Here is a 19,205-nt window from a genome sequence, read left to right on the forward strand (position 1 = left end):
ACTTTATTTTACTCGGGCTAATCCTTCGCCACGGGGATCGCTGGCTGCATAGAGACGGTTCGTGTTTTTGTCCCACAGGATGGCCTGCATGTCCCCGTAGCGGCGGTCGACTTGTTTCAATTCATGCCCCAGCTTTTTGAGGCCTGTATACTCCGTTTCGGTGAGGCCGCCCGGCTCATATTGGATGATATCCGGCAGGTATTGATGGTGAAACCGGGGGACGGAAACCCACGAATCGGGCTTGCTGCCTTTGGCGAAGTCCAAAACGGCCAACAACACCATAGATACTATGCGGCTTCCGCCGGGCGTGCCGATGAGACCGACGCGCCACTCGTCTTCGAGGAACGTCGGCGTCATGCTGGACAGCATGCGTTTGCCCGGAGCTATCGCGTTGGCCTCACCGCCCACTAGTCCGTAAACGTTCGGCAAGCCCGGTTGAGTGGCGAAATCGTCCATCTCGTCGTTCAGCAATACGCCAGTACCAGAGGGCATGAATCCCGATCCGAAGGGATAATTGATGCTCAAGGTGGCGACGATGCGGTTGCCTTCTCGATCCAGGACTGAAAAATGGGTGGTATTTTCGCCGTCCGGTTCGATTCTGTTGGCTCGACTCAAATAAGCGCTGGGTAGCGCCCGATCCTCACGAATCGAAATGCGTAAGCCTGCGGCATAATTGGGGCTCAGCAGCCGCCGGAGCGGCATCACCACGAAATCGGGATCTCCCAGGAATTGCTCGCGATCACGATAGGCTCGCCGCATGGCCTCGACGATAAGGTGCTTGCGAGTGATATCGTCGACGGCGTCCAGATCGTAGCCCGACAGAATGTTCAGCATCTCGATCAGCCCGACACCGCCGGCGGAAGGGGGCGGGGGCGCGGTAACGCGTATCCCGCGGTAGAAGCCGCGAATGGGCTCCCGCTCGATTACCCGATAATCGGCTAGATCGCGCAAGGTCCAGATGCCGCCAGCAGCCCGAATTCCTTCGACCAGCTTTTTAGCAATACCGCCACTATAAAAACCGGCTTTACCGAACTCGCCGATCTTCTTGAGAGTTTTCGCAAGATCCTTTTGAACCAGGAGTGCACCGATGTTCGGCACTTTTCCTTCGGCTAAAAAAATTTCGGCGGCCGCTGGCGATCGACGCAGTACATCGGCGCGAAATGACAGCGATCGGTGATGCCGCGGGCCAAATTGAAATCCCTCTTCGGCATAACGGATAGCCGGAGCGAGGTCTTCAGAAAGCGGAAGTCGCCCGTAATATTCCGCAAGGTGCGCGAGTGTTGCCGGCATGCCTGGAATAGCGGCGGAAAGAGTTCCATTGATTGATTTCTCGGGCACAAGTTTGCCGTTCTCGTCGAGATACAAGCCGCGCCATGCCGCCAACGGAGCCCGCTCTCGCCCGTCCAGCATGACCGTCTTGCCGTCGGAGGCTCGATGAAGGAGCCAAAATCCGCCGCCGCCTAGACCCGATCCTGCGGGTTCGACGACCGCGAGTGCCGCGCTGATTGCCACCGCGGCATCGAAGGCATTACCGCCTCTTTTCAAGACTTCGAAACCGGCTTGCGTGGCGAGTGGGTGCGCGCTGGCGATCGCCGCTTGAGGCGGGGCGGCGGTTGCTACGGGCAAGAAAGAAATGAAGCAGAGGAAGAGCCGGAACAGCCTCAACTTGAGAAACGAACCGCTGAGGAGGCTAAACGCGTTGATTGGGCAGTTGAAGCCTAACGAGCGTAAACGATATCGATTATCCATCACCATTGTGTCGCTGCAAGACGCGAGAAAGAGGATATGTTCTTTTGTTGCAGCGAGTCCCGGTTTCAGACTTCTCTTTGAGAGCCTTACCGACCGAAGCCGCTATTCGGACGGCTACGCCGCCCAGCTACTCTTTGATACGGAGAATCGGGAGGCGCTTTCGGCAGGGCTGCTATTAGAATAGTGCCGTCAAGCTCGGAGCCCCAGCACATCCTGCATATCGTAAAATCCGGGGCCTTTGTCCATGAGCCATGTGGCAGCCCGCATGGCACCTTTCGCGAAAGTCATGCGGCTGGAGGCGTTATGGGTAATTTCGACGCGTTCGCCTTCGTCGGCGAACATGACGGTATGCTCGCCAACGATGTCGCCGGCCCTGATCACGGAAAAACCGATGCTTTTGCGGTCACGCTCTCCGGTGTGGCCTTCCCGTCCGTAAACGGCGCATTCGCGTAGATCTCGGCCGAGTGCAGCGGCCACGACCTCGCCCATGCGCAATGCGGTTCCGGAAGGCGCGTCGACCTTGTGCCGGTGATGGGCTTCGATAATCTCGATGTCGGTTTGCTCACCGATGACCTTCGCTGCGATTTCCAACAGCTTAAGGCAGAGATTTACGCCCACGCTCATGTTCGGGGCCAGCATAATCGGGATCGTGAGTGCCGTATGTTCGATGTTCGCTTTTTGTTCCGGCGTGAAGCCGGTTGTCCCGATAACGAGCCGCTTGCCGTGTTCCCGGCACACCGCTAGATGTTCCATGGTTGATTCGGGGCGGGTGAAGTCGATGACGACATCGAGATCTGCGATGACGCTGGCCAGGTCATCGATCACAGGGATGTCGAGCTTGGGCAGCCCTGCGAGTTCCCCGGCATCTTTCCCGACCGCAGGGCTGCCTTTTCTCTCCACTACAGCGGTCAAGAGCATTCCGTGGGTACTGAGGCAGGCGTGTATTAAGGCGTGTCCCATGCGACCTGCGCCACCGATAATTCCGACTTTGATCATTATGGCTTTCCTGATGAGCGGCTTTGGTTCTTACGCGTTGATCCGCTATCTTTGCAGCGTTCCGACATACCCGAAAGCTAGAGTCCGAGTTTGTCAAAGAACTGTTTTACACCGTCCAGCCAGCCATGGGCTTGCGGACTGTGATGGCTTCCGCCCCCGCTCAGGGAGTCGTCCAGCTTCTTGATGAGCTCGATCTGATCTTTATTGAGGTGTACCGGCGTCTCGATGCGGACTCGACACAATAAATCGCCCTGCGGACCGCCACGCACCGGTTTTACCCCTTTGCCTCGCAGCCGGAACAGTCGCCCGGTCTGGGTTTCCGGAGGGATCTTAAGCATCACTCTGCCGTCGAGCGTCGGCACATCCAATTCGCCGCCCAAGCAAGCCGTCGGGAAGCTGATCGGGACTTCACAATAGAGATTGGCGCCGTCCCGGGTAAAAATCGGGTGTTCCTTGACCGATATTTGCACATACAAGTCCCCCGGCGGCCCGCCGCTTTCCCCGGCTTCGCCTTCGCCCGCCAAACGGATGCGGTCCCCGGTATCCACGCCCGGTGGAATCTTGACCGACAGTGTCTTGGTTTCCTGAACACGTCCCTGCCCGTGGCAGACGCGGCAAGGATCTTTTATCTGTTGGCCTGTGCCGCGACACGTTGGGCAGGTTTGCTGCACGGCGAAGAAGCCTTGCTGCATTCGGATGGCACCGTGCCCCTGACAGGTAGAGCAGGTGGTTGGACCGGTGCCCTTTTTGGCACCCGTGCCGTTGCACTCTCCGCAGGTGACGTAAGTCGGCACGCGAATCTTGACTTCGGTGCCGGCCACCGCTTCTTCCAGGGTGATTTCCAGGTTATAGCGAAGATCGGCGCCGCGCTGTACACGGCTGCCCCGTCTTCGGCCTGCGCCGCCACCGCCACTGCCACCGAAGATGTCACCGAAAACATCGCTGAAAATGTCGCTGAAACTTTCGCCGGTGAAGCCGAATCCCCCAGCCGCGCCCATGGATGGATCAACTCCCGCATGGCCGAATTGGTCGTAAGCGGAACGTTTCTTCGGATCCGAAAGCACATCGTAGGCTTCCTTGATCTTCTTGAACTGCTCTTCCGCCTCTGGATTGTCGCGGTTGCGATCCGGGTGGTATTTCATCGCTAAGCGGCGAAAGCTCTTCTTGATGTCGCTATCGCTCGCGTTGCGCGGCACGCTTAAAAGTTCGTAATAATCTTCTTTCGCCATAACGTAAAGAGCCGCAGGACCCTGCCTGCGGCTAAGTTAGGAGCGGTGCACAGGACGCACCAAATTGCCTGATATTTTCAAGCGTTGATTTCTAGCCATCAATGTTGCCTCACCCAAAACCTCGTCCGCTTTAGACTCATGGTTAAGGGTGAAGGCGAATGAGCGCCCTGTCTCCGCTCATCTGCATTCATGGCTCAGTGCCATATCAAACAAAGGATCGCTTTATTTCCGGTCCTCTTTGACTTCTTCGAATTCGGCATCGACGACATCGTCGCCGGACTTGGCTTCCGCCGTTCCTTCGGATTCGGCACCGGGAGAGCCCGCTGTTTCGCTTTTCTGTGCGTACAAGCGTTCCGCCAGTTTACCCGAAAGCTCGGTTAGATGTTCAGTCTTCCGCTCGATTTCCGATTTGTCGTCGCCGTTCATAGCGGTCTTCAGTTCGCTGATCGCGCGCTCGATCTTGCTGCGCTCGTCGTCTTGCACTTTATCGCCAAGTTCGTGCAGCGTTTTGTTCGTCGCATGGATCATGGCGTCGGCGTTATTGCGGGCGCTTACTAGCTCGTGCAGTTTCTTGTCTTCTTCGGCGTGCAGCTCCGCATCCTTGACCATCCGCTTGATCTCGTCCTCGGTCAGACCGCTGGAGGCGGTGATGCGGATCGACTGCTGTTTGCCGGTGGCCTTGTCCTTGGCCGATACATGCAGGATACCGTTGGCGTCGATATCGAAAGTCACCTCGACCTGCGGTATGCCGCGCGGTGCCGGAGGAATGTCGCTCAGGTCGAACTTGCCAAGGGACTTATTGTCCTTTGCCATCTCGCGTTCGCCCTGAAGGACGTGAATCGTAACCGCGGTTTGGTTATCCTCGGCCGTTGAAAATACCTGTCCGGTCTTGGTCGGAATAGTGGTGTTCTTCTCGATCAGCTTGGTCATAACGCCGCCCAGGGTTTCAATACCCAAGGACAACGGAGTTACGTCCAGAAGCAGTACGTCTTTGACCTGTCCGCCCAAGACGCCACCCTGAATCGCCGCACCGAGTGCTACCGCTTCATCCGGGTTGACGTCCTTACGCGGCTCTTTGCCGAAGATGTCCTTTACGAAGTCCTGAACTTTCGGCATGCGCGTCTGGCCGCCGACTAGGATAACCTCATCGATCTCGCTGGGTTTGAGGCCGGAATCTTTCAGCGCGGTCTCGCACGGCACTTTGGTCTTCAGGATCAAATCCTCGACCAAAGATTCGAGCTTGGCGCGGGTCAATTTCAGGTTGAGATGCTTGGGACCGCTGGCATCGGCTGTGACATAAGGCAGGTTGATATCCGTTTGCTGACTCGACGACAGCTCGATTTTTGCCTTTTCCGCCGCTTCTTTCAGACGCTGCAAGGCCAACGGATCATTGTGCAGGTCGATGCCGTTCTCTTTTTTGAACTCGTCGCAGATGTAATCGATGATGCGCAGGTCGAAGTCTTCGCCGCCTAAATGGGTGTCGCCATTGGTGGACAGCACCTCGAATTGGTGCTCGCCGTCGACTTCGGCGATTTCGATGATGGAAATGTCGAAGGTGCCGCCGCCGAGGTCGTAGACCGCGATTTTGATGTCGCCGTGCTTTTTGTCCAAGCCAAAGGCCATGGCTGCGGCGGTCGGCTCGTTGATGATGCGCTTGACGTCGAGTCCCGCGATGCGGCCTGCGTCTTTCGTCGCCTGGCGTTGAGAGTCGTTGAAATAAGCCGGCACGGTGATCACGGCTTCCTTGATCTCTTCGCCGAGGTACGCTTCGGCGTCCTTTTTCAGCTTCATCAAGACGCGGGCGGAGATTTCCGGCGGGGCCATCTTTTTGCCGTTGACTTCAATCCAGGCATCGCCGTTATCGGCTTCGACGATCTTGTACGGCACGAGATGAATGTCTTTTTGGACTACGGAATCCTTGAAGCGGCGTCCGATAAGGCGCTTGACGGCGTATAAGGTGTTCTTCGGGTTGGTGATCGCCTGGCGCTTAGCCGATTGACCCGCCAATACCTCGTTATCGGGTGTGAAGGCTACGATGGAAGGGGTGGTGCGAGCGCCTTCGGCATTTTCGATGACGCGCGGTTTGCCCCCTTCGAGAATGGCCACGCAGGAATTGGTGGTGCCCAAATCGATGCCAATAATCTTCGCCATTTAATTCTCCAAAATAATCAATAGCTTGTGGTTGAGATGTGCGTATAGCGTTAATATGGGGGCGCCAATGCTGATTTCAAGCTTGCTCGTCGATGCGCGTGGATTCTGCGGCGGCTTGGGCGATAACCACCATCGCCGGGCGCAATAGGCGATCATGGAGGAGATATCCTTTTTGGAAAACCTTTACCACCGTATTGGGTTCAACGTCTGTGGTCGGCTGCATTGCCATGGCCTGGTGTAAGTCCGGGTTGAACTTTTCACCCATAGGGTCCACTACCCGGACACTGAATCTCTCCAGCACCGAATTCAACTGCTTTAGCGTGAGTTCCATGCCTTCGCGCAATTTCACCACGTCCGGGGTCTCTCCCACGGCCGCTTGCAAGCCGAGTTCGAGGCTATCAATCACGGTCAGCAATTCTTTCGAAAACTTCTCCAGAGCGTACTTGTTGGCATTCTGGAGTTCTTTTTCGGAACGTCGGCGCAAATTCTCGAGCTCGGCCTGGGTGCGTACGAATTTGTCCCAGTTTTCCTCCGCTTTCCGGGCTGTTTCGGTCAGTTGCTGCGCGAGCTGTTCAATCGGGGTTGGTTCATTGGCGCCTTCCTCGGTCGCGAGTGCGGTATCGATAGAAGCGGGTTGTTCCGCTTGATCCGGCGTCATTGGCGTCGATTCGGGCGAAGCCTGGTCTTTGCTCATATAACGTGCTCCTTAAACAAAAAATAGGTAAGCCCGATGCGTCTAAGCACGCATGGCGGGCCGTCGATTTCTAGCAAATATGGGTTAAGATGGGGTCAGCGATTTCTGATTCAAGGCAGCCCCCAGTAATTTCGCCGTGATATCGACCAAGGGGATGACCCGTTCATACTCCATGCGGGTGGGACCGATAACGCCGAGGGTGCCTACCACTTCGCCGTTTAAGGAATAGGAGGCGGTCACCAAACTACACTGGTCCAGCGCGCGGTAGCCGGATTCCTCGCCGATAAAGATTTTGATGCCTGGAGTCTCTAAGCAACGATCCAAGAGATGCACTAAGTCTTCTTTCTGATGAAATGCTTCGAATAAGGAACGCAGTTGCTCCATATTGGCCAAGTCGGCAAAATCCATCAGATTGATTTCGCCCGTCAAAACAAACGGTTTTCGACGTCTTCCTCTATCTTTAAGGGCCAAATCCGCAATTTCAGCGGCGTCTATGATTTCTTGGCTCAAGCGATCGCGCATTTCCTGCAAATCATTGAATAGAGTTTCGCGAATCGTAGTTAGATCCTTGCCGGCGTACATCGAATTGAGAAAATTCGCTGCCGCTTGCAAATCGGAAGGGGAAAACGGGCGCGACGTATGAATGATCTTGTTATGAACTTCCTGCTCGTTAGTCACCAGTATGACCAGCAGGCGCTGATCGGACAGCGGAAGAAATTCAATGTGCCTGAAGGCTATGGTTTCCCGGCGCGGCAACATCACGAGGCCCGCCATATGCGTTACTTCCGAAAGGACCCGGGAGGCTGTTTCGAGCAGGTCGTCGGGGCTGTCCTGAGTATCCAAATCCTGGCGAAGCTGTCTGACGACGTGTTGCTGTAAAGGCTTGACCGTTAACAAGGTATCGATGAAAAAACGGTAGCCGGTCACCGTGGGCATGCGTCCCGCCGATGTGTGTGGCGACGTGATCAGCCCTATGTCTTCAAGATCCGCCATGATGTTGCGGATCGTCGCCGGGCTCAGATTCAGCCCGGTATCGCGAGCCAAAGCCCGCGAGCCAACCGGTTGGCCTTCGCCGATATAGCGCTCTACCAACACTTTAAGTAAGTGTTGGGCTCGGTCGCTCAACTGGGGATATTTGGACACCGGCATCCTCGGATGGTGGGATTTTTAGCACTCGAAACCATCGAGTGCTAAAAAAGTAGCAACCCCTGGATAATGTGTCAAGAAGCTCATACCATATCGAGCAAAGCGGCGTCTTGACAGGGTGTAATCTTAACAACCGCAGGGCGAACGTTCCCACATCCAAGGAGAGAATCATGCAAGGCGACTCAACCGTTATCGATTATCTGAACCGCGTGCTCGGCAACGAACTGATCGGCGTCAACCAGTATTTTCTTCATGCCAGGATGTATAAGAACTGGGGGTTGAGCAAGCTCAACGAGCACGAATACGATGAGTCTATCGATGAAATGAAGCACGCCGATAAGTTGATCGAGCGTATTCTGTTTCTCGAAGGATTGCCTAATTTGCAAGATCTCGGTCATTTGAAGATCGGGGAAAATCCGGAAGAGATGCTCGGCTGCGACCTTCAATTGGAACTCCAAAGCACGTCTTTGTTGCGCGAGGCAGTCGACTTTTGCGAGAAGGCCGGCGATTACGTGTCTCGCGATCTTCTCGAAGAGATACTCGAAAGCGAAGAAGAACATATCGACTGGATCGAAACCCAGTTGGGGTTGATTCAAAAGATTGGTCTGCAGAACTATTTGCAGTCTCAAATGTAAGCTGCGGCATAGGCCGGTCGATTTTACAGGTCGCTGGAATTTCACGGCTCCAGGAACGCATGTCATCTACCTTCCGGAACGTAGCCCTGATCGGGAAGCCCGATGCACCGCGCATTGCCGAAACTCTTTCCGCACTTTACCGGCATCTCACCAAGAGAGGACTGCGCGTCTTGGTGGAAAGGGACTGCGCCCATTTTGTGGCCGATTCCTCGCCGGAAACGTGCACTATTGCCGAAATAGGCCGGTGCTGCGATCTCGCTATTGTGGTAGGCGGCGATGGCACGCTGTTGTCCGCCGCGCGTGTTCTGGCGCAGTTCGAGATCCCATTGATCGGGGTGAATCTGGGGCGATTGGGGTTTCTTGTCGATATATCTCCCTCGGATGCCGGCGCGATCCTCGATGAAATTCTCGACGGGCGATACAGTGCCGATGAACGCTTCTTGCTGCGTGCGAAAATTTTCCGTAATGGCCGCGCGTTGTATGAGCAGACTGCAATCAACGAAGTGGTTGTACGTAGCTGGAACGCCGCCAGCATGATTGAAATCGAGACCTCAATCAACGGCGTTTTCCTGAATTCGCAGCGTTCCGACGGGCTTATCGTATCGACTCCCACCGGCTCCACGGCTTATGCTCTTTCGGCCGGAGGTCCGATTCTTTATCCCACGCTCAGGGCCATCGTATTGGCGCCCATCAATCCGCATACCTTGACCAATCGCCCGATAGTAGTGGATGACGACAGCGTGATCGAGATCGCCTTCAGGCCCAGCAAACAGTTCAAGGCGCAGGTCGTGTGCGACAACGTGTCGATTCCCGACGTCGAGATGGACGACCGTATCGAAATCAGAAGAGAACCTAAAACCTTCCGCATTCTTCATCCGCTGAATTACGATTTCTTCGAAATTCTCAGGGCGAAGCTCAATTGGAGCTCCGGTTATCGTAGCTAACTATGCTTGCTCACCTCAGCATCAGAGACTTGGCTGTCGTCCAATCGCTCGATTTGGAGTTTGAGCGCGGATTGACCGTGCTTACCGGTGAGACCGGCGCCGGGAAATCCATACTGCTCACCGCTTTGGGATTGGCTTTGGGCGAACGCGCCGATTCCGGCTTTATTCGCCCCGGGGCGGCCCGTGCCGAGATCAGTCTTTCGTTCGGTCTTAATGATGCGCCAGATGCGCGTCGCTGGCTGGAAGAAAATGAATTAACGGAGGACGACGAATGCCTGGTCCGGCGCGTGATTAGCCAGGACGGCCGTTCGAAGGCTTTCGTCAACGGCCGCCCGGTCACCTTGCAAGCCTTGCAGGAACTGGGCTCTAGTTTGGTCGAGATACACGGCCAGCATGCCCATGTGCATCTTCTAAAGTCGGCGGAACAGCGCCGGTTACTGGACGAGGCGGCGGGGAACGAGGCGTTGCTGACCCAGATAGGCACCCTCTATGAGCGTTGGCGAAGCACTCGGGACGAGTTGGAAGAGCTTACGAGTGCAGCTAAAGATCAAGCCGCTCGCGAAGAGTTGTTGCGGTACCAAATCGACGAACTGGAGCAGCATGAGATTCCAGAGCTCGACTATCCGGCTCTGGTCGAAGAGCAGACACTCCTGGCCAACGTCGGCAAGATACTTACCACGGGCCAAGTGCAACTAGAACTCCTCTACGAAAACGAAAGTCACTCGGTCAGCGCGCGTCTAGCCCAAGCTATCCATGCTTTATCGGACTTGAGTCAACTGGCTCCCGAATTGGAAGAAACGGCCGCTCTCTTAAACGAGGCGCAAGTACAGGTTAAAGAAGGGGCGTTGCAACTCCGCCGTCAACTTGAGCGTATTGAGGCCGACCCTGGTCGTCTGGATTGGCTTGAACAGCGCCTCGGAGACATCCATCGCCTAGCCCGAAAACATCAGGTCCGGCCGGAAGAGTTGCCCGAGCTACTCGAGTCGCTACAGTCGGAAGTGAGCGGTATCACTCGCGGGTCGGAAAGAATTGAGGCCTTGCAATCGGACCTTCGGCAGATTTTTGCGGATTACGGGAAAGTTGCGGATGTCTTATCTCAACGCCGGCAATTAGTCGCTAGCAAGTTGCAGTCACGTATTTCGGAGATGATTCAGGAATTGGGTATGCCGCAGGGGCAGTTTCTGGTGGAGGTGCGTACTGAAAGCACGAAAGAACCGGCCCCCTTCGGCGTGGATCAAGTTGAGTTCTTGGTAAGCGCCAATCCCGGTTTGCCGCCGCGCCCTTTAGCCAAGGTCGCGTCGGGCGGCGAACTGTCACGCATCAGTCTGGCCGTTCAGGTGGCGGCTACCGATTCCAAAACCATTCCGAGCTTGATCTTTGATGAGGTGGATACAGGAATCGGCGGGCGGGTGGCCGAAATCGTCGGGCAGAAGCTGCGTACGCTGGGACATGGACGACAGGTATTTTGCGTAACCCATTTGCCTCAAGTTGCGGCTCAGGGCCATCGTCACTTGTTAGTGGAAAAAAACAGCGCGGGCGGGATCACGCAATCGACGGTCCGAAAGCTTTCCCTTGAGGAAAGGAAACAAGAGATCGCCCGTATGCTTGGTGGAATTCGAGTCACTCAGCAAACCTTGGCTCATGCTGAGGAGATGTTGAACAGCCATTTGCAAAGCGAGTTGGAGGTTTAAAATCTCGCTGAAGATTGGTTAGGAGAGGACCGTCGAAGCCATTTGTAGTGCGACAACGGTTCGCGGGCCGCAGTGGATGAAAGTAGAGTAAGGGTATTGTCGGGCGGTTGTCTAGCCGCCCGACAATTTACGATCAAGTCGTTTCGTTCCTCACGGTTCAATATTACTCTGTGCCGTCTTCGGTGCCCGGTTTATCCGGCACGGTGGCGCTGGTGATGTTCCGGCTTTCTTCGCTTGGCCGATGCTCATCAGCGGAACGGCTGGCAGGAGCCGTCGAAGGCATTTCATCCGTTTCTCGGGTATCTTCATGGGTGGTATCGTTTTGTCCCTCGCTGGACTCGCCTCGCTTGGCGACAAATCTCTTATCCCGTCTTCCGCGCCCCCGGCGTTTGGCTAAGGAACGGCGGGGCGGGTTGCGAAGTGAAGGGTCTTCGGCGCTCAAATCTTCCGCTTCGGTCTCCGTTTCTTCTCTATCGCCCGAAGAAAACTCAAACTCAGAAGATTCGATGGCCGGCACACTGACTGAGCTTCGATTTTCGTGCTCGACACGGGATTCTTCCAATACAGCAGGTTTCGGCAAATAGACTGCTGGAATCTCGGGTTTTTCCTCTTGCTCCAACGATGTGCGAGCCGGTTCGGTTAGGACCGGGATCTGATTGTCGGAAACAAGTGCGGACATGATGGCTTGGGTTGGTTCCTCACCGGCAGATCTGTAATCTGCCGCTGGACTTTCCGGTATCGGCAGGTTGGAGTTCTCGGTTTTCTCCGGTGAAATCTCTCTCGGCTGGCCTTGTTGGCCGCCGCGCCCAAAGCCGGGCTCTCCTCTCCTTGAGCGCCGCCTTCGTGATCCTCCCCGTCTTGACTGATCTCGGGCTCGCCGATCGCCGTTGCTGAATTCCTGCTTCTCCGGAAGTGGAGTGCGGGCTTCGGTTTCTCGAACCTCGGGCATTTCTCCGCCGGCAGGGCGTTGGCGCTGTTTAAAGTCAGCTACCCGATGAGGCCGTTGCTGCACAGTGCGGGGGGGTATCAATTGCGGTCTCTCGGTACCCGTCTCCTCCTCGTCCTCCGGCTTGCCTCCGGTCAGAATTGACCAGAATCGTTTTATAAACCCCCCTGCGGCCTGTTTGCCGGCCGCAGTCATAGGCGCGGGGTGACTCGGTAGGAATTCCTTAACGGCAGGCTCTGCGCTGATTGATGCGACTTCCCTCGCAAACCTCGGGAGTTCAGGCTCCGTCGATCTGAGTATCTGGTAGCTTGGTTTCCTTTCTCCCTCATCCTCGGTGCCGGAGCTCCGTACACGCTGGATTTCATAGGCCGGCGTTTCCAAGTGTTTGCTAGGTATCACGATAACGCTAACCTGGTGGCGTTTTTCAACGTCCTCGATAGTCGAGCGCTTTTCGTTGAGAAGGTATGTGGCCGAATCGATAGGCAGATGAGCGATAACCTTGTCGGTATTTTTCTTCATCGCCTCTTCTTCGATGATCCGCAGCACCGACAGTGCCAGCGACTGTACGCTACGCACAGAGCCTTGGCCGTTGCATCGTGGGCAGGTGAGCAGGCTGGATTCGCCGAGCGACGGACGGAGACGCTGGCGGGACATCTCCAGCAAGCCGAAGCGTGAGATACGGCCGATTTGTATCCGGGCCCGGTCCGATTTGATGGCGTCGCGCAAACGGTTTTCCACGGCGCGCTGATTACGCGCCGCCATCATGTCTATGAAGTCGATCACGAACAAACCGCCCAAATCCCGGAGTCTGAGTTGGCGTGCGATTTCGTCGGCGGCTTCCAAGTTAGTGTTCAGGGCCGTTTCCTCGATATCGCCACCTTTGGTTGCGCGGGCGGAGTTGATATCGATTGCTGTCAGGGCTTCACTGTGATCGATCACGATGGCTCCGCCGGACGGTAAGGGTACTTCCCGGCTGTAAGCTGTCTCGATTTGGCTTTCGATCTGATAGCGGCTGAACAGAGGCACCGTATCCTGATACAGTTTCGCTTTCTGGATGAATTGCGGCATGACTTGCTGCAGAAAGCTGCGTACCACCTTAAAGGTCCCGGCGTTGTCGATCAGGATCTCATCGATATCCCCGCGGAGGTGATCCCTCAATGCGCGGATAATCACGTTACTTTCCTGAAAGATCAGGAAGGGAGAGGGCTTCTCTTTAGCCGAGCGGTCAATCGCCTCCCACAGTTGCAAGAGGTAGTTGAGATCCCATTGCAGCTCTTCGGCCGACTTGCCGCCCCCGGCGGTCCGTACGATAAGCCCCATGCCATCGGGAATTTCAAGCTGACTCATAACTTCACGCATGTCGGAGCGAATGTCGCCCTCGATACGACGCGAAATGCCGCCGGCACGCGGGTTATTGGGCATCAGAACCAGGTAACTGCCAGCCAGGCTGATGTAAGTCGTTAGCGCCGCACCTTTGCTCCCGCGTTCCTCCTTCTCGACCTGAACTATTACTTCCTGTCCCTCCTTGAGCAGATCCTTGATGTCGCGGCGGGAGAAATCCTCATCCGGCGACTGCCCGAAATAGCTCGGTGTAATCTCCTTAAACGGCAAAAAGCCGTGGCGCTCCGCGCCATAATTGACGAAGGCCGCCTCTAGACTGGGTTCGATGCGGGTGATAGTGCCCTTGTAGATATTGGCTTTTTTCTGTTCTTTGGAAGGGATTTCTATATCAAAGTCGTAAAGTTTCTGTCCGTCCACCAGTGCGACCCGAAGTTCCTCGGGTTGAGTGGCGTTGATTAACATTCTTCTCATTCGGCTGGTCCTTTAGCGTTTCCCCGAAGGAGTGGGCAAGCGGTTTCATGCAGCCATTTTTCTTATCAATCAAAACGTGTTCTTAATTGATGTTAATGCGCCTAGCGCGTTGAAAACCGAATCTTGACGTTGCGAGGTACACCCTGCCTCAGTGAGAGCGGGGGTCTTCCATTCCTCGGGTAACACGATACTCGCTCATCATGGGTCGAGCGAAAAAACCCAGTTCTTGTCGTTCTTCCGGTCAGATTTCCCTAAGCGGTACTCTTGACCCAAACAATGTTCTGTCTGTCGCAGTAATTAATATCCGTTCGGCAAAACGGTTGTCGGCTAGGCCCGGCTGTTGCGCGGGCAGCAATTCCCGACGATCGGATTATTTCTCGTCGATCATCTTCGGCGCGTTCGTCACCCAGCCGTAAAGTTTACGATTTCCCGCCCGTCAACTGTGTGACCGCCGGAAAGATCGGCTTTATAAGCCACTGAATCGACTCGCGACTTCAGGTCGATCCAAACGGTTCATGTGCTATTGAGGCCGAGCACGGTTCGGATAACTACTTAGCGTTCGATTGCTAACAACTAACTATAACAATCTTAAGGAGAACCATCAATTTGGGCGGTTAAAGCTGCTATCATGTCGGCATGAAAGAAGCATCAAGCGGCGTCTCCGTTCAATGGATCGAGATCGATGAGGAGAGTGCAGGCCAGCGGATCGATAATTTTCTGTTCGCGCGTCTTAAGGGAGTACCGAAGAGTCATGTGTATCGAATTCTGCGTACCGGCGAGGTTCGCCGCAATGGGGGGCGCATTCAAGCTCGGGAGCGCCTGGATACGGGTGATTTGATCCGTATTCCACCGATCAGGTTAGCCTCCCGTGATCATGATGGGGTGCCCGAAGCTTTCGTGCGGGCCCGTTTGGAGCCTCGGGTATTGTACGAAGACGACGATCTCTTGGTACTCAACAAACCAGCAGGGATGGCGGTGCACGGTGGTAGCGGTTTGAGTTTCGGCGTCATTGAAGGCTTGCGGGAAATCCGTCCGGAAGCGCGGTTTTTGGAGCTCGTGCACCGTTTGGATCGAGATACCTCCGGTTGTTTGCTGATCGCCAAAAAGCGTAGCGCCTTACGAATTCTGCACGAACAATTTCGCAACGACGAAGTAAAGAAGGTTTATCTGGCCTTGCTTGCGGGCCCATGGGCCAGAACCCGATGGATAATGGATGCGCCGCTGAAAAAAAACGTCCTGCAGAGCGGCGAACGGATGGTTAGGGTGGCGCGTGAGGGCAAGCCGGCAGTCACGGAATTCAGAAGGAAGGACCGCTATGCCAATTCGACTCTGGTTGAGGCCCGCCCCGTCACCGGCCGTACCCATCAAATTCGAGTTCATGCCCAAGCCATGGGGCATCCGATCGTCGGCGACGAGCGCTACGGCGACGAGAAGATTAATCGGGAGTTTCGTCAGCTCGGTTTGAAGCGCCTATTTCTTCATGCTCTGGAAACCGCTTTCCGCCATCCGCGCACGGGCAAGTCAACAGAAGCTAAAGCTCCGCTTGATCAGGACCTTTCCGAGTTCCTCGACATTTTGTCGCGATGAACAACCGATTCGATCTTTTGGTATTCGACTGGGATGGCACTCTGTTCGATTCGGTCGGATGGATTGTGGAGTGCTTGCAGCTAGCAGCGCATGACTGCGGTTTGTCCATGCCGTCTAATCACGCGGCCAAATCCGTTATAGGTCTCGGGCTGAAGGAGGCGATGGAGACTTTGTTTCCCGAATACCCTTCCGAAATGGCATTCCGCTTGGCTGAAAGCTATCGCCGCTATTACGGCAGGAAAACGATTGGTGCCGACGGTCTGTTCAGAGGGGTGTTCGATATGTTGGCGGAATTGAGGGATCAAGGTTACCGCCTTGCCGTCGCTACGGGGAAAACCCGCAGTGGTCTGGATCATGCCCTCGCCGCGACCGGAACGGGCTTATTTTTTCACGCTACTCGCTGCGCGGATGAGACGGCATCCAAACCGAACCCGGAAATGCTCTTTCAACTCATGCGTGAGCTCGATATCACCGAAGAAAGGACCTTGATGGTGGGTGATTCGCTCCACGATCTGCGTATGGCTCATAATGCCGGAGTCGCCGCAGTCGGCGTCGGATGCGGTGCGAATGATTTGGTCGAACTGGCCGGGTTTGACTCTTTGGCGTGCCTGGACCGGACCGCCGACCTTCTGAAGGTTCTAAACCGACAAACTGATTTGATTTAGTTTGAGTACAAGACAAGCGGCGAGAAACTGACTGAGATAACACTATGGACCAACAAAACGTGAGTGAAACCGGGCAAGAAACGGAGAAGCAGATGCCTTCACCCGCATGGGAACGCGAAACTCTGGAAAAAGTGCTGTTGGCGTCGGTTACGGAGCAGCGGCGGGCACGGCGCTGGGGAATATTTTTCAAGCTATTTATGCTGGCCTACTTGGGCGTCGCACTTTGGTTGATCGCCCAGCCGTTATCGGAACAACGGAACATGGGGGGGAAGAGTCATACCGCCGTCGTCGATGTGGCGGGCATGATAGCCGCCGGGGAAAAAGCTAACGCCGACACCATAATCGAAGGCCTTAGGGCAGCCGTTGAAGCGGCCGGCACCAAAGGCATCATTTTGCGCATGAATACGCCGGGCGGTAGCCCCGTTCAATCGGCTTATGTTTATGAGGAGATTCGGCGGATCAAAAAACTTAAGCCGGATCTTCCGATCTATGCGGTGGTCGCGGATATGTGCACTTCTGGCGGCTATTACATCGCGTCCGCCGCCGATAAGATCTTTGTCAACCAGTCGAGTATCGTGGGATCGATCGGCGTGATCATGGATAGCTTCGGATTCGTGGACGCGATTAACAAACTCGGCATAGAGCGCAGGGTGATGACGGCCGGCGAGCATAAGGCGATTCTCGATCCTTTTTCGCCGGTCGACCCAGTGGCAAGAGAGCACGTGCAAACGGTGCTCAATACAATCCACCAGCAGTTTATCGAGGCTGTCCGTCAGGGGCGGGCAGGGCGCCTGAACGAGAATACTCCCGAACTGTACTCGGGTCTGGTCTGGACGGGCGCGGAAGGCATTAAGCTTGGATTAGTGGATGAACTCGGCGATGTCCGTTCGGTGGCGGAAGCGGTAATCGGCGCCAAGGACGTGGTCAATTACACACCGGAGGAAAATCTATGGGATCGAGTCACGAACCGCATCGGTACCACCTTTGGCCATATGTTGCGCGGCGCTGTGTCGGCCGGACTATATCCGAATTAAGTGGCTTTTTATGAAGTCAACCGGGAAGATGTTCGAGGTTATCGAGGAAGAGCCGATTTATCGTGGTTTCTTCAGCCTGTCACGCATCCGATTCAGGCATGCCTTGTTTCGTGGAGGCTGGAGTGAGCCTTTGGACAGGGAGTTGTTTCATCGTGGCAAAAGCGTTGCGGTTATGCCCTATGACCCCGTAGCAGACCGGGTGGTGCTTATCGAGCAGTTCAGGGTCGGAGCCATGCAGGTGAGTGGGGATCCGTGGCTTCTAGAAATCGTGGCCGGCGCCGTCGAGGAAGGGGAAAGTCCAGAGGACGTCGCTCACCGCGAGGCCCGCGAGGAGGCCGGTTGCGAGATTCACGAACTCATTCGCATCGCTGAGTTTTTCCCGACGCCCGGCGGGTGCTCGGAAAAAATCACGCTATATTGCGGAATCGTGGATTCCCACGGCTTAGGCGGCATACACGGTCTTGGTGAGGAACACGAGGATATTCTGGCTAGCGTTGTGAGCTTCGACCAAGCGATCGATTGGCTTGATCAAGGCCGAATTGAAGCCGCTATTCCAATCATCGGTCTTCAGTGGCTGGCGTTGAATCGGGGCCGCTTAAGAGCGGTGCGAGAATAATAGCCCATTGGTGAAAGTCTCCCAGGTTTTACCTCTTTGACTAAGGATTCGTTAGCGCTTCGGCAATCTGCAAGGCGATGTTGTCGGCGGGTTCGGGCTTGATAAGCAGGAGAGGATAGGCCCCAGGCTGCGGCGATGAGTTTCCCTGAAGGACTGTTTGGGGGATCAGGCGCTGACGACGATGCGAGACCGCACCTTATTTGAAGCGCGATTTGCTTCTGGCGGGCGTGGCAAGATGGTTGAAAGGCTTTGCCAGTTCCGAGGGATAAATTCCATTGGCGTGGCCGACTCCGCAGTCATTTGGGAGAGCGCTGCTTCTCTTGATATCAATGTAAAGAGTGAAACCCGTGTCCGGGATTTCGGTGATGCTCGCATCGGCAACCGGCGTCCACAGCCGGTAATCGCTGGCCAGCTTGTCTTCCTTCTTTAGTTTTCTGTCCTTCACGAAGGGTTTTAGTCGTTTGCCGGTGTCATTCAGGCAACATTGAATGATCGCCATGTATACGCGCACGGTTTTTACGCGGGAGGTGAGCTTGATCTTGGGCAGAGTTGCTTTCTTTTATTTTAAATGACAACTCCTCGCGCATATTGTCTGGTATATAACCAGAATGCCGGTGTATGGCGCGTGAGCCAGTTGTAGATCCGGCGCTGCCGAACGGCGGTATGCTACCTTTTTGCTACGCTCTCCTTCTAATCGCCATCGACTTCCGGCTGGCAGACATGATGGCGTTTACCTTGTCGAGAACATCGCGCAGATTTCCGCTAAAGGGTATTCTTTGTTCAATGGGTACTTTGCCGCTTGCGATGTTGCTGCCATCGAAAGGTAACTCATAGATTTCATTATCGGCTCCATTCGGGAAATGAATGGTTGCGATTACTGTCGAAAGGGGCGATTCGCTCGTCACCGGTTTTTTGCGCCTGTGGCTCAGATTTATTTTAAGGTCGACGGATGACAAGCTTTCTTTATGGCGGCGCGAGTTCGGTGTTTGAGTGAGATCCCTGCCGTCATATTGGAGTGAGCGAATGTGCTGATTAGCACGGGCAGCGCGACTATCATTTTTTGGTTACTTTTCTTTTCCGTTGTGGGTTGTCTGTAAGTCGGTCCTGCTGAGTGCAATTATTCTGCAGGTATTCGATGGTCAGATTTCTTCCGGCTTTACTGTGATGGGAACTAGTGCTTCGCCACGGTAGCAGTGCAATGTTTGGTCATGTCTTGGGTCTGATGATTGTCTGGAAGCCAGGAGACGATCATGCGAACCCAGAAATACGCAGTGAAACTGACGGCCGAGGCGCGCTCGGCCGTGGAACGC

Annotated in this window: 16 protein-coding genes; 7 read left to right on the forward strand and 9 right to left on the reverse strand. The window is 55.2% G+C overall.

Features of this window, described 5'->3' with window-relative positions:
* Positions 1-3: 3 nt before the first annotated feature.
* The 6 genes from ggt to hrcA form a co-directional block, all read right to left on the reverse strand.
* Positions 4-1,626 carry a gamma-glutamyltransferase gene (gene ggt / locus VEB01_RS03835; RefSeq protein ID WP_324872979.1) on the reverse strand — a complete coding sequence of 541 codons (1,623 nt, stop codon included), beginning with the start codon at positions 1,624-1,626 and terminating at the stop codon, positions 4-6.
* Positions 1,627-1,938: 312 nt separating this feature from the next.
* A complete protein-coding gene (gene dapB / locus VEB01_RS03840; RefSeq protein ID WP_324872981.1) occupies positions 1,939-2,745 on the reverse strand; it encodes a 4-hydroxy-tetrahydrodipicolinate reductase in 807 nt (268 codons plus the stop codon).
* A gap of 77 nt (positions 2,746-2,822) precedes the next feature.
* Positions 2,823-3,974: a molecular chaperone DnaJ gene (gene dnaJ / locus VEB01_RS03845; protein WP_324872983.1), complete on the reverse strand. Its 1,152-nt coding sequence runs from the start codon at positions 3,972-3,974 to the stop codon at positions 2,823-2,825.
* A 222-nt stretch (positions 3,975-4,196) separates the two neighbouring features.
* On the reverse strand, positions 4,197-6,125 hold the full coding sequence (gene dnaK, locus VEB01_RS03850) for a molecular chaperone DnaK (RefSeq protein WP_324872984.1): 1,929 nt from the start codon (positions 6,123-6,125) through the stop codon (positions 4,197-4,199).
* A gap of 76 nt (positions 6,126-6,201) precedes the next feature.
* Positions 6,202-6,819: a nucleotide exchange factor GrpE gene (grpE, locus tag VEB01_RS03855; protein WP_324872987.1), complete on the reverse strand. Its 618-nt coding sequence runs from the start codon at positions 6,817-6,819 to the stop codon at positions 6,202-6,204.
* An 84-nt stretch (positions 6,820-6,903) separates the two neighbouring features.
* Positions 6,904-7,962 (reverse strand): heat-inducible transcriptional repressor HrcA, encoded by a 1,059-nt coding sequence (gene hrcA, locus VEB01_RS03860; RefSeq protein ID WP_324872989.1) that lies wholly within the window; start codon positions 7,960-7,962, stop codon positions 6,904-6,906.
* 173 nt (positions 7,963-8,135) lie between these two features.
* Here hrcA and bfr point away from each other — a divergent pair, with 173 nt between their 5' ends.
* Genes bfr through recN form a run of 3 tightly spaced genes read left to right on the forward strand, consistent with a single transcriptional unit; the run spans position 8,136 to position 11,235 of the window.
* A complete protein-coding gene (bfr, locus tag VEB01_RS03865; protein ID WP_324872991.1) occupies positions 8,136-8,600 on the forward strand; it encodes a bacterioferritin in 465 nt (154 codons plus the stop codon).
* A 59-nt stretch (positions 8,601-8,659) separates the two neighbouring features.
* The gene (locus VEB01_RS03870; protein ID WP_324872993.1) at positions 8,660-9,544 is read left to right on the forward strand and encodes an NAD(+) kinase; all 885 of its coding nucleotides are present in this window, start codon (positions 8,660-8,662) and stop codon (positions 9,542-9,544) included.
* A 2-nt stretch (positions 9,545-9,546) separates the two neighbouring features.
* Complete coding sequence (recN, locus tag VEB01_RS03875; RefSeq protein ID WP_324872995.1) at positions 9,547-11,235, forward strand: DNA repair protein RecN; 1,689 nt, start codon at positions 9,547-9,549, stop codon at positions 11,233-11,235.
* 163 nt (positions 11,236-11,398) lie between these two features.
* Here recN and VEB01_RS03880 read toward each other — a convergent pair whose 3' ends face one another.
* Entirely contained in the window at positions 11,399-13,993 is a 2,595-nt protein-coding gene (locus tag VEB01_RS03880) for an Rne/Rng family ribonuclease (protein ID WP_324872997.1), read from the reverse strand.
* Positions 13,994-14,629: 636 nt separating this feature from the next.
* Here VEB01_RS03880 and rluC point away from each other — a divergent pair.
* From rluC to VEB01_RS03900, 4 genes are all read left to right on the forward strand, one after another.
* Positions 14,630-15,580 carry a 23S rRNA pseudouridine(955/2504/2580) synthase RluC gene (gene rluC, locus VEB01_RS03885; protein ID WP_324872998.1) on the forward strand — a complete coding sequence of 317 codons (951 nt, stop codon included), beginning with the start codon at positions 14,630-14,632 and terminating at the stop codon, positions 15,578-15,580.
* The gene (locus tag VEB01_RS03890) at positions 15,577-16,245 is read left to right on the forward strand and encodes an HAD-IA family hydrolase (RefSeq protein ID WP_324872999.1); all 669 of its coding nucleotides are present in this window, start codon (positions 15,577-15,579) and stop codon (positions 16,243-16,245) included. Before rluC ends, VEB01_RS03890 begins: the two co-directional genes overlap by 4 nt.
* A 92-nt stretch (positions 16,246-16,337) precedes the next feature.
* On the forward strand, positions 16,338-17,279 hold the full coding sequence (sppA, locus tag VEB01_RS03895) for a signal peptide peptidase SppA (protein ID WP_324873001.1): 942 nt from the start codon (positions 16,338-16,340) through the stop codon (positions 17,277-17,279).
* Positions 17,280-17,289: 10 nt separating this feature from the next.
* Complete coding sequence (locus VEB01_RS03900) at positions 17,290-17,895, forward strand: NUDIX domain-containing protein (RefSeq protein WP_324873003.1); 606 nt, start codon at positions 17,290-17,292, stop codon at positions 17,893-17,895.
* Between the two features lie 196 nt (positions 17,896-18,091).
* Here VEB01_RS03900 and VEB01_RS03905 read toward each other — a convergent pair whose 3' ends face one another.
* Together VEB01_RS03905 and VEB01_RS03910 are read right to left on the reverse strand one after the other, a co-directional pair.
* A complete protein-coding gene (locus VEB01_RS03905) occupies positions 18,092-18,394 on the reverse strand; it encodes a hypothetical protein (RefSeq protein WP_324873005.1) in 303 nt (100 codons plus the stop codon).
* Between the two features lie 178 nt (positions 18,395-18,572).
* Positions 18,573-18,800, reverse strand: a complete 228-nt coding sequence (locus VEB01_RS03910) for a hypothetical protein (protein WP_324873007.1) — start codon at positions 18,798-18,800, stop codon at positions 18,573-18,575.
* Positions 18,801-19,205 lie beyond the last annotated feature (405 nt).

The sequence above is a fragment of the Methylocaldum sp. genome, assembly GCF_035627495.1.
In the GTDB taxonomy this organism is placed as follows: Bacteria; Pseudomonadota; Gammaproteobacteria; order Methylococcales; family Methylococcaceae; genus Methylocaldum.

Bases quoted from the DNA above. Each gene is read 5' to 3' on its own strand.
- sppA (WP_324873001.1), top strand. From the start codon at position 16,338: ATGCCTTCACCCGCATGGGAACGCGAAACTCTGGAAAAAGTGCTGTTG.
- dnaK (WP_324872984.1), bottom strand. From the start codon at position 6,125: ATGGCGAAGATTATTGGCATCGATTTGGGCACCACCAATTCCTGCGTG.
- recN (WP_324872995.1), top strand. From the start codon at position 9,547: ATGCTTGCTCACCTCAGCATCAGAGACTTGGCTGTCGTCCAATCGCTC.
- dapB (WP_324872981.1), bottom strand. From the start codon at position 2,745: ATGATCAAAGTCGGAATTATCGGTGGCGCAGGTCGCATGGGACACGCC.
- VEB01_RS03905 (WP_324873005.1), bottom strand. From the start codon at position 18,394: ATGGCGATCATTCAATGTTGCCTGAATGACACCGGCAAACGACTAAAA.
- VEB01_RS03890 (WP_324872999.1), top strand. From the start codon at position 15,577: ATGAACAACCGATTCGATCTTTTGGTATTCGACTGGGATGGCACTCTG.
- VEB01_RS03880 (WP_324872997.1), bottom strand. From the start codon at position 13,993: ATGAGAAGAATGTTAATCAACGCCACTCAACCCGAGGAACTTCGGGTC.
- rluC (WP_324872998.1), top strand. From the start codon at position 14,630: ATGAAAGAAGCATCAAGCGGCGTCTCCGTTCAATGGATCGAGATCGAT.
- bfr (WP_324872991.1), top strand. From the start codon at position 8,136: ATGCAAGGCGACTCAACCGTTATCGATTATCTGAACCGCGTGCTCGGC.
- dnaJ (WP_324872983.1), bottom strand. From the start codon at position 3,974: ATGGCGAAAGAAGATTATTACGAACTTTTAAGCGTGCCGCGCAACGCG.
- grpE (WP_324872987.1), bottom strand. From the start codon at position 6,819: ATGAGCAAAGACCAGGCTTCGCCCGAATCGACGCCAATGACGCCGGAT.
- VEB01_RS03870 (WP_324872993.1), top strand. From the start codon at position 8,660: ATGTCATCTACCTTCCGGAACGTAGCCCTGATCGGGAAGCCCGATGCA.
- VEB01_RS03900 (WP_324873003.1), top strand. From the start codon at position 17,290: ATGAAGTCAACCGGGAAGATGTTCGAGGTTATCGAGGAAGAGCCGATT.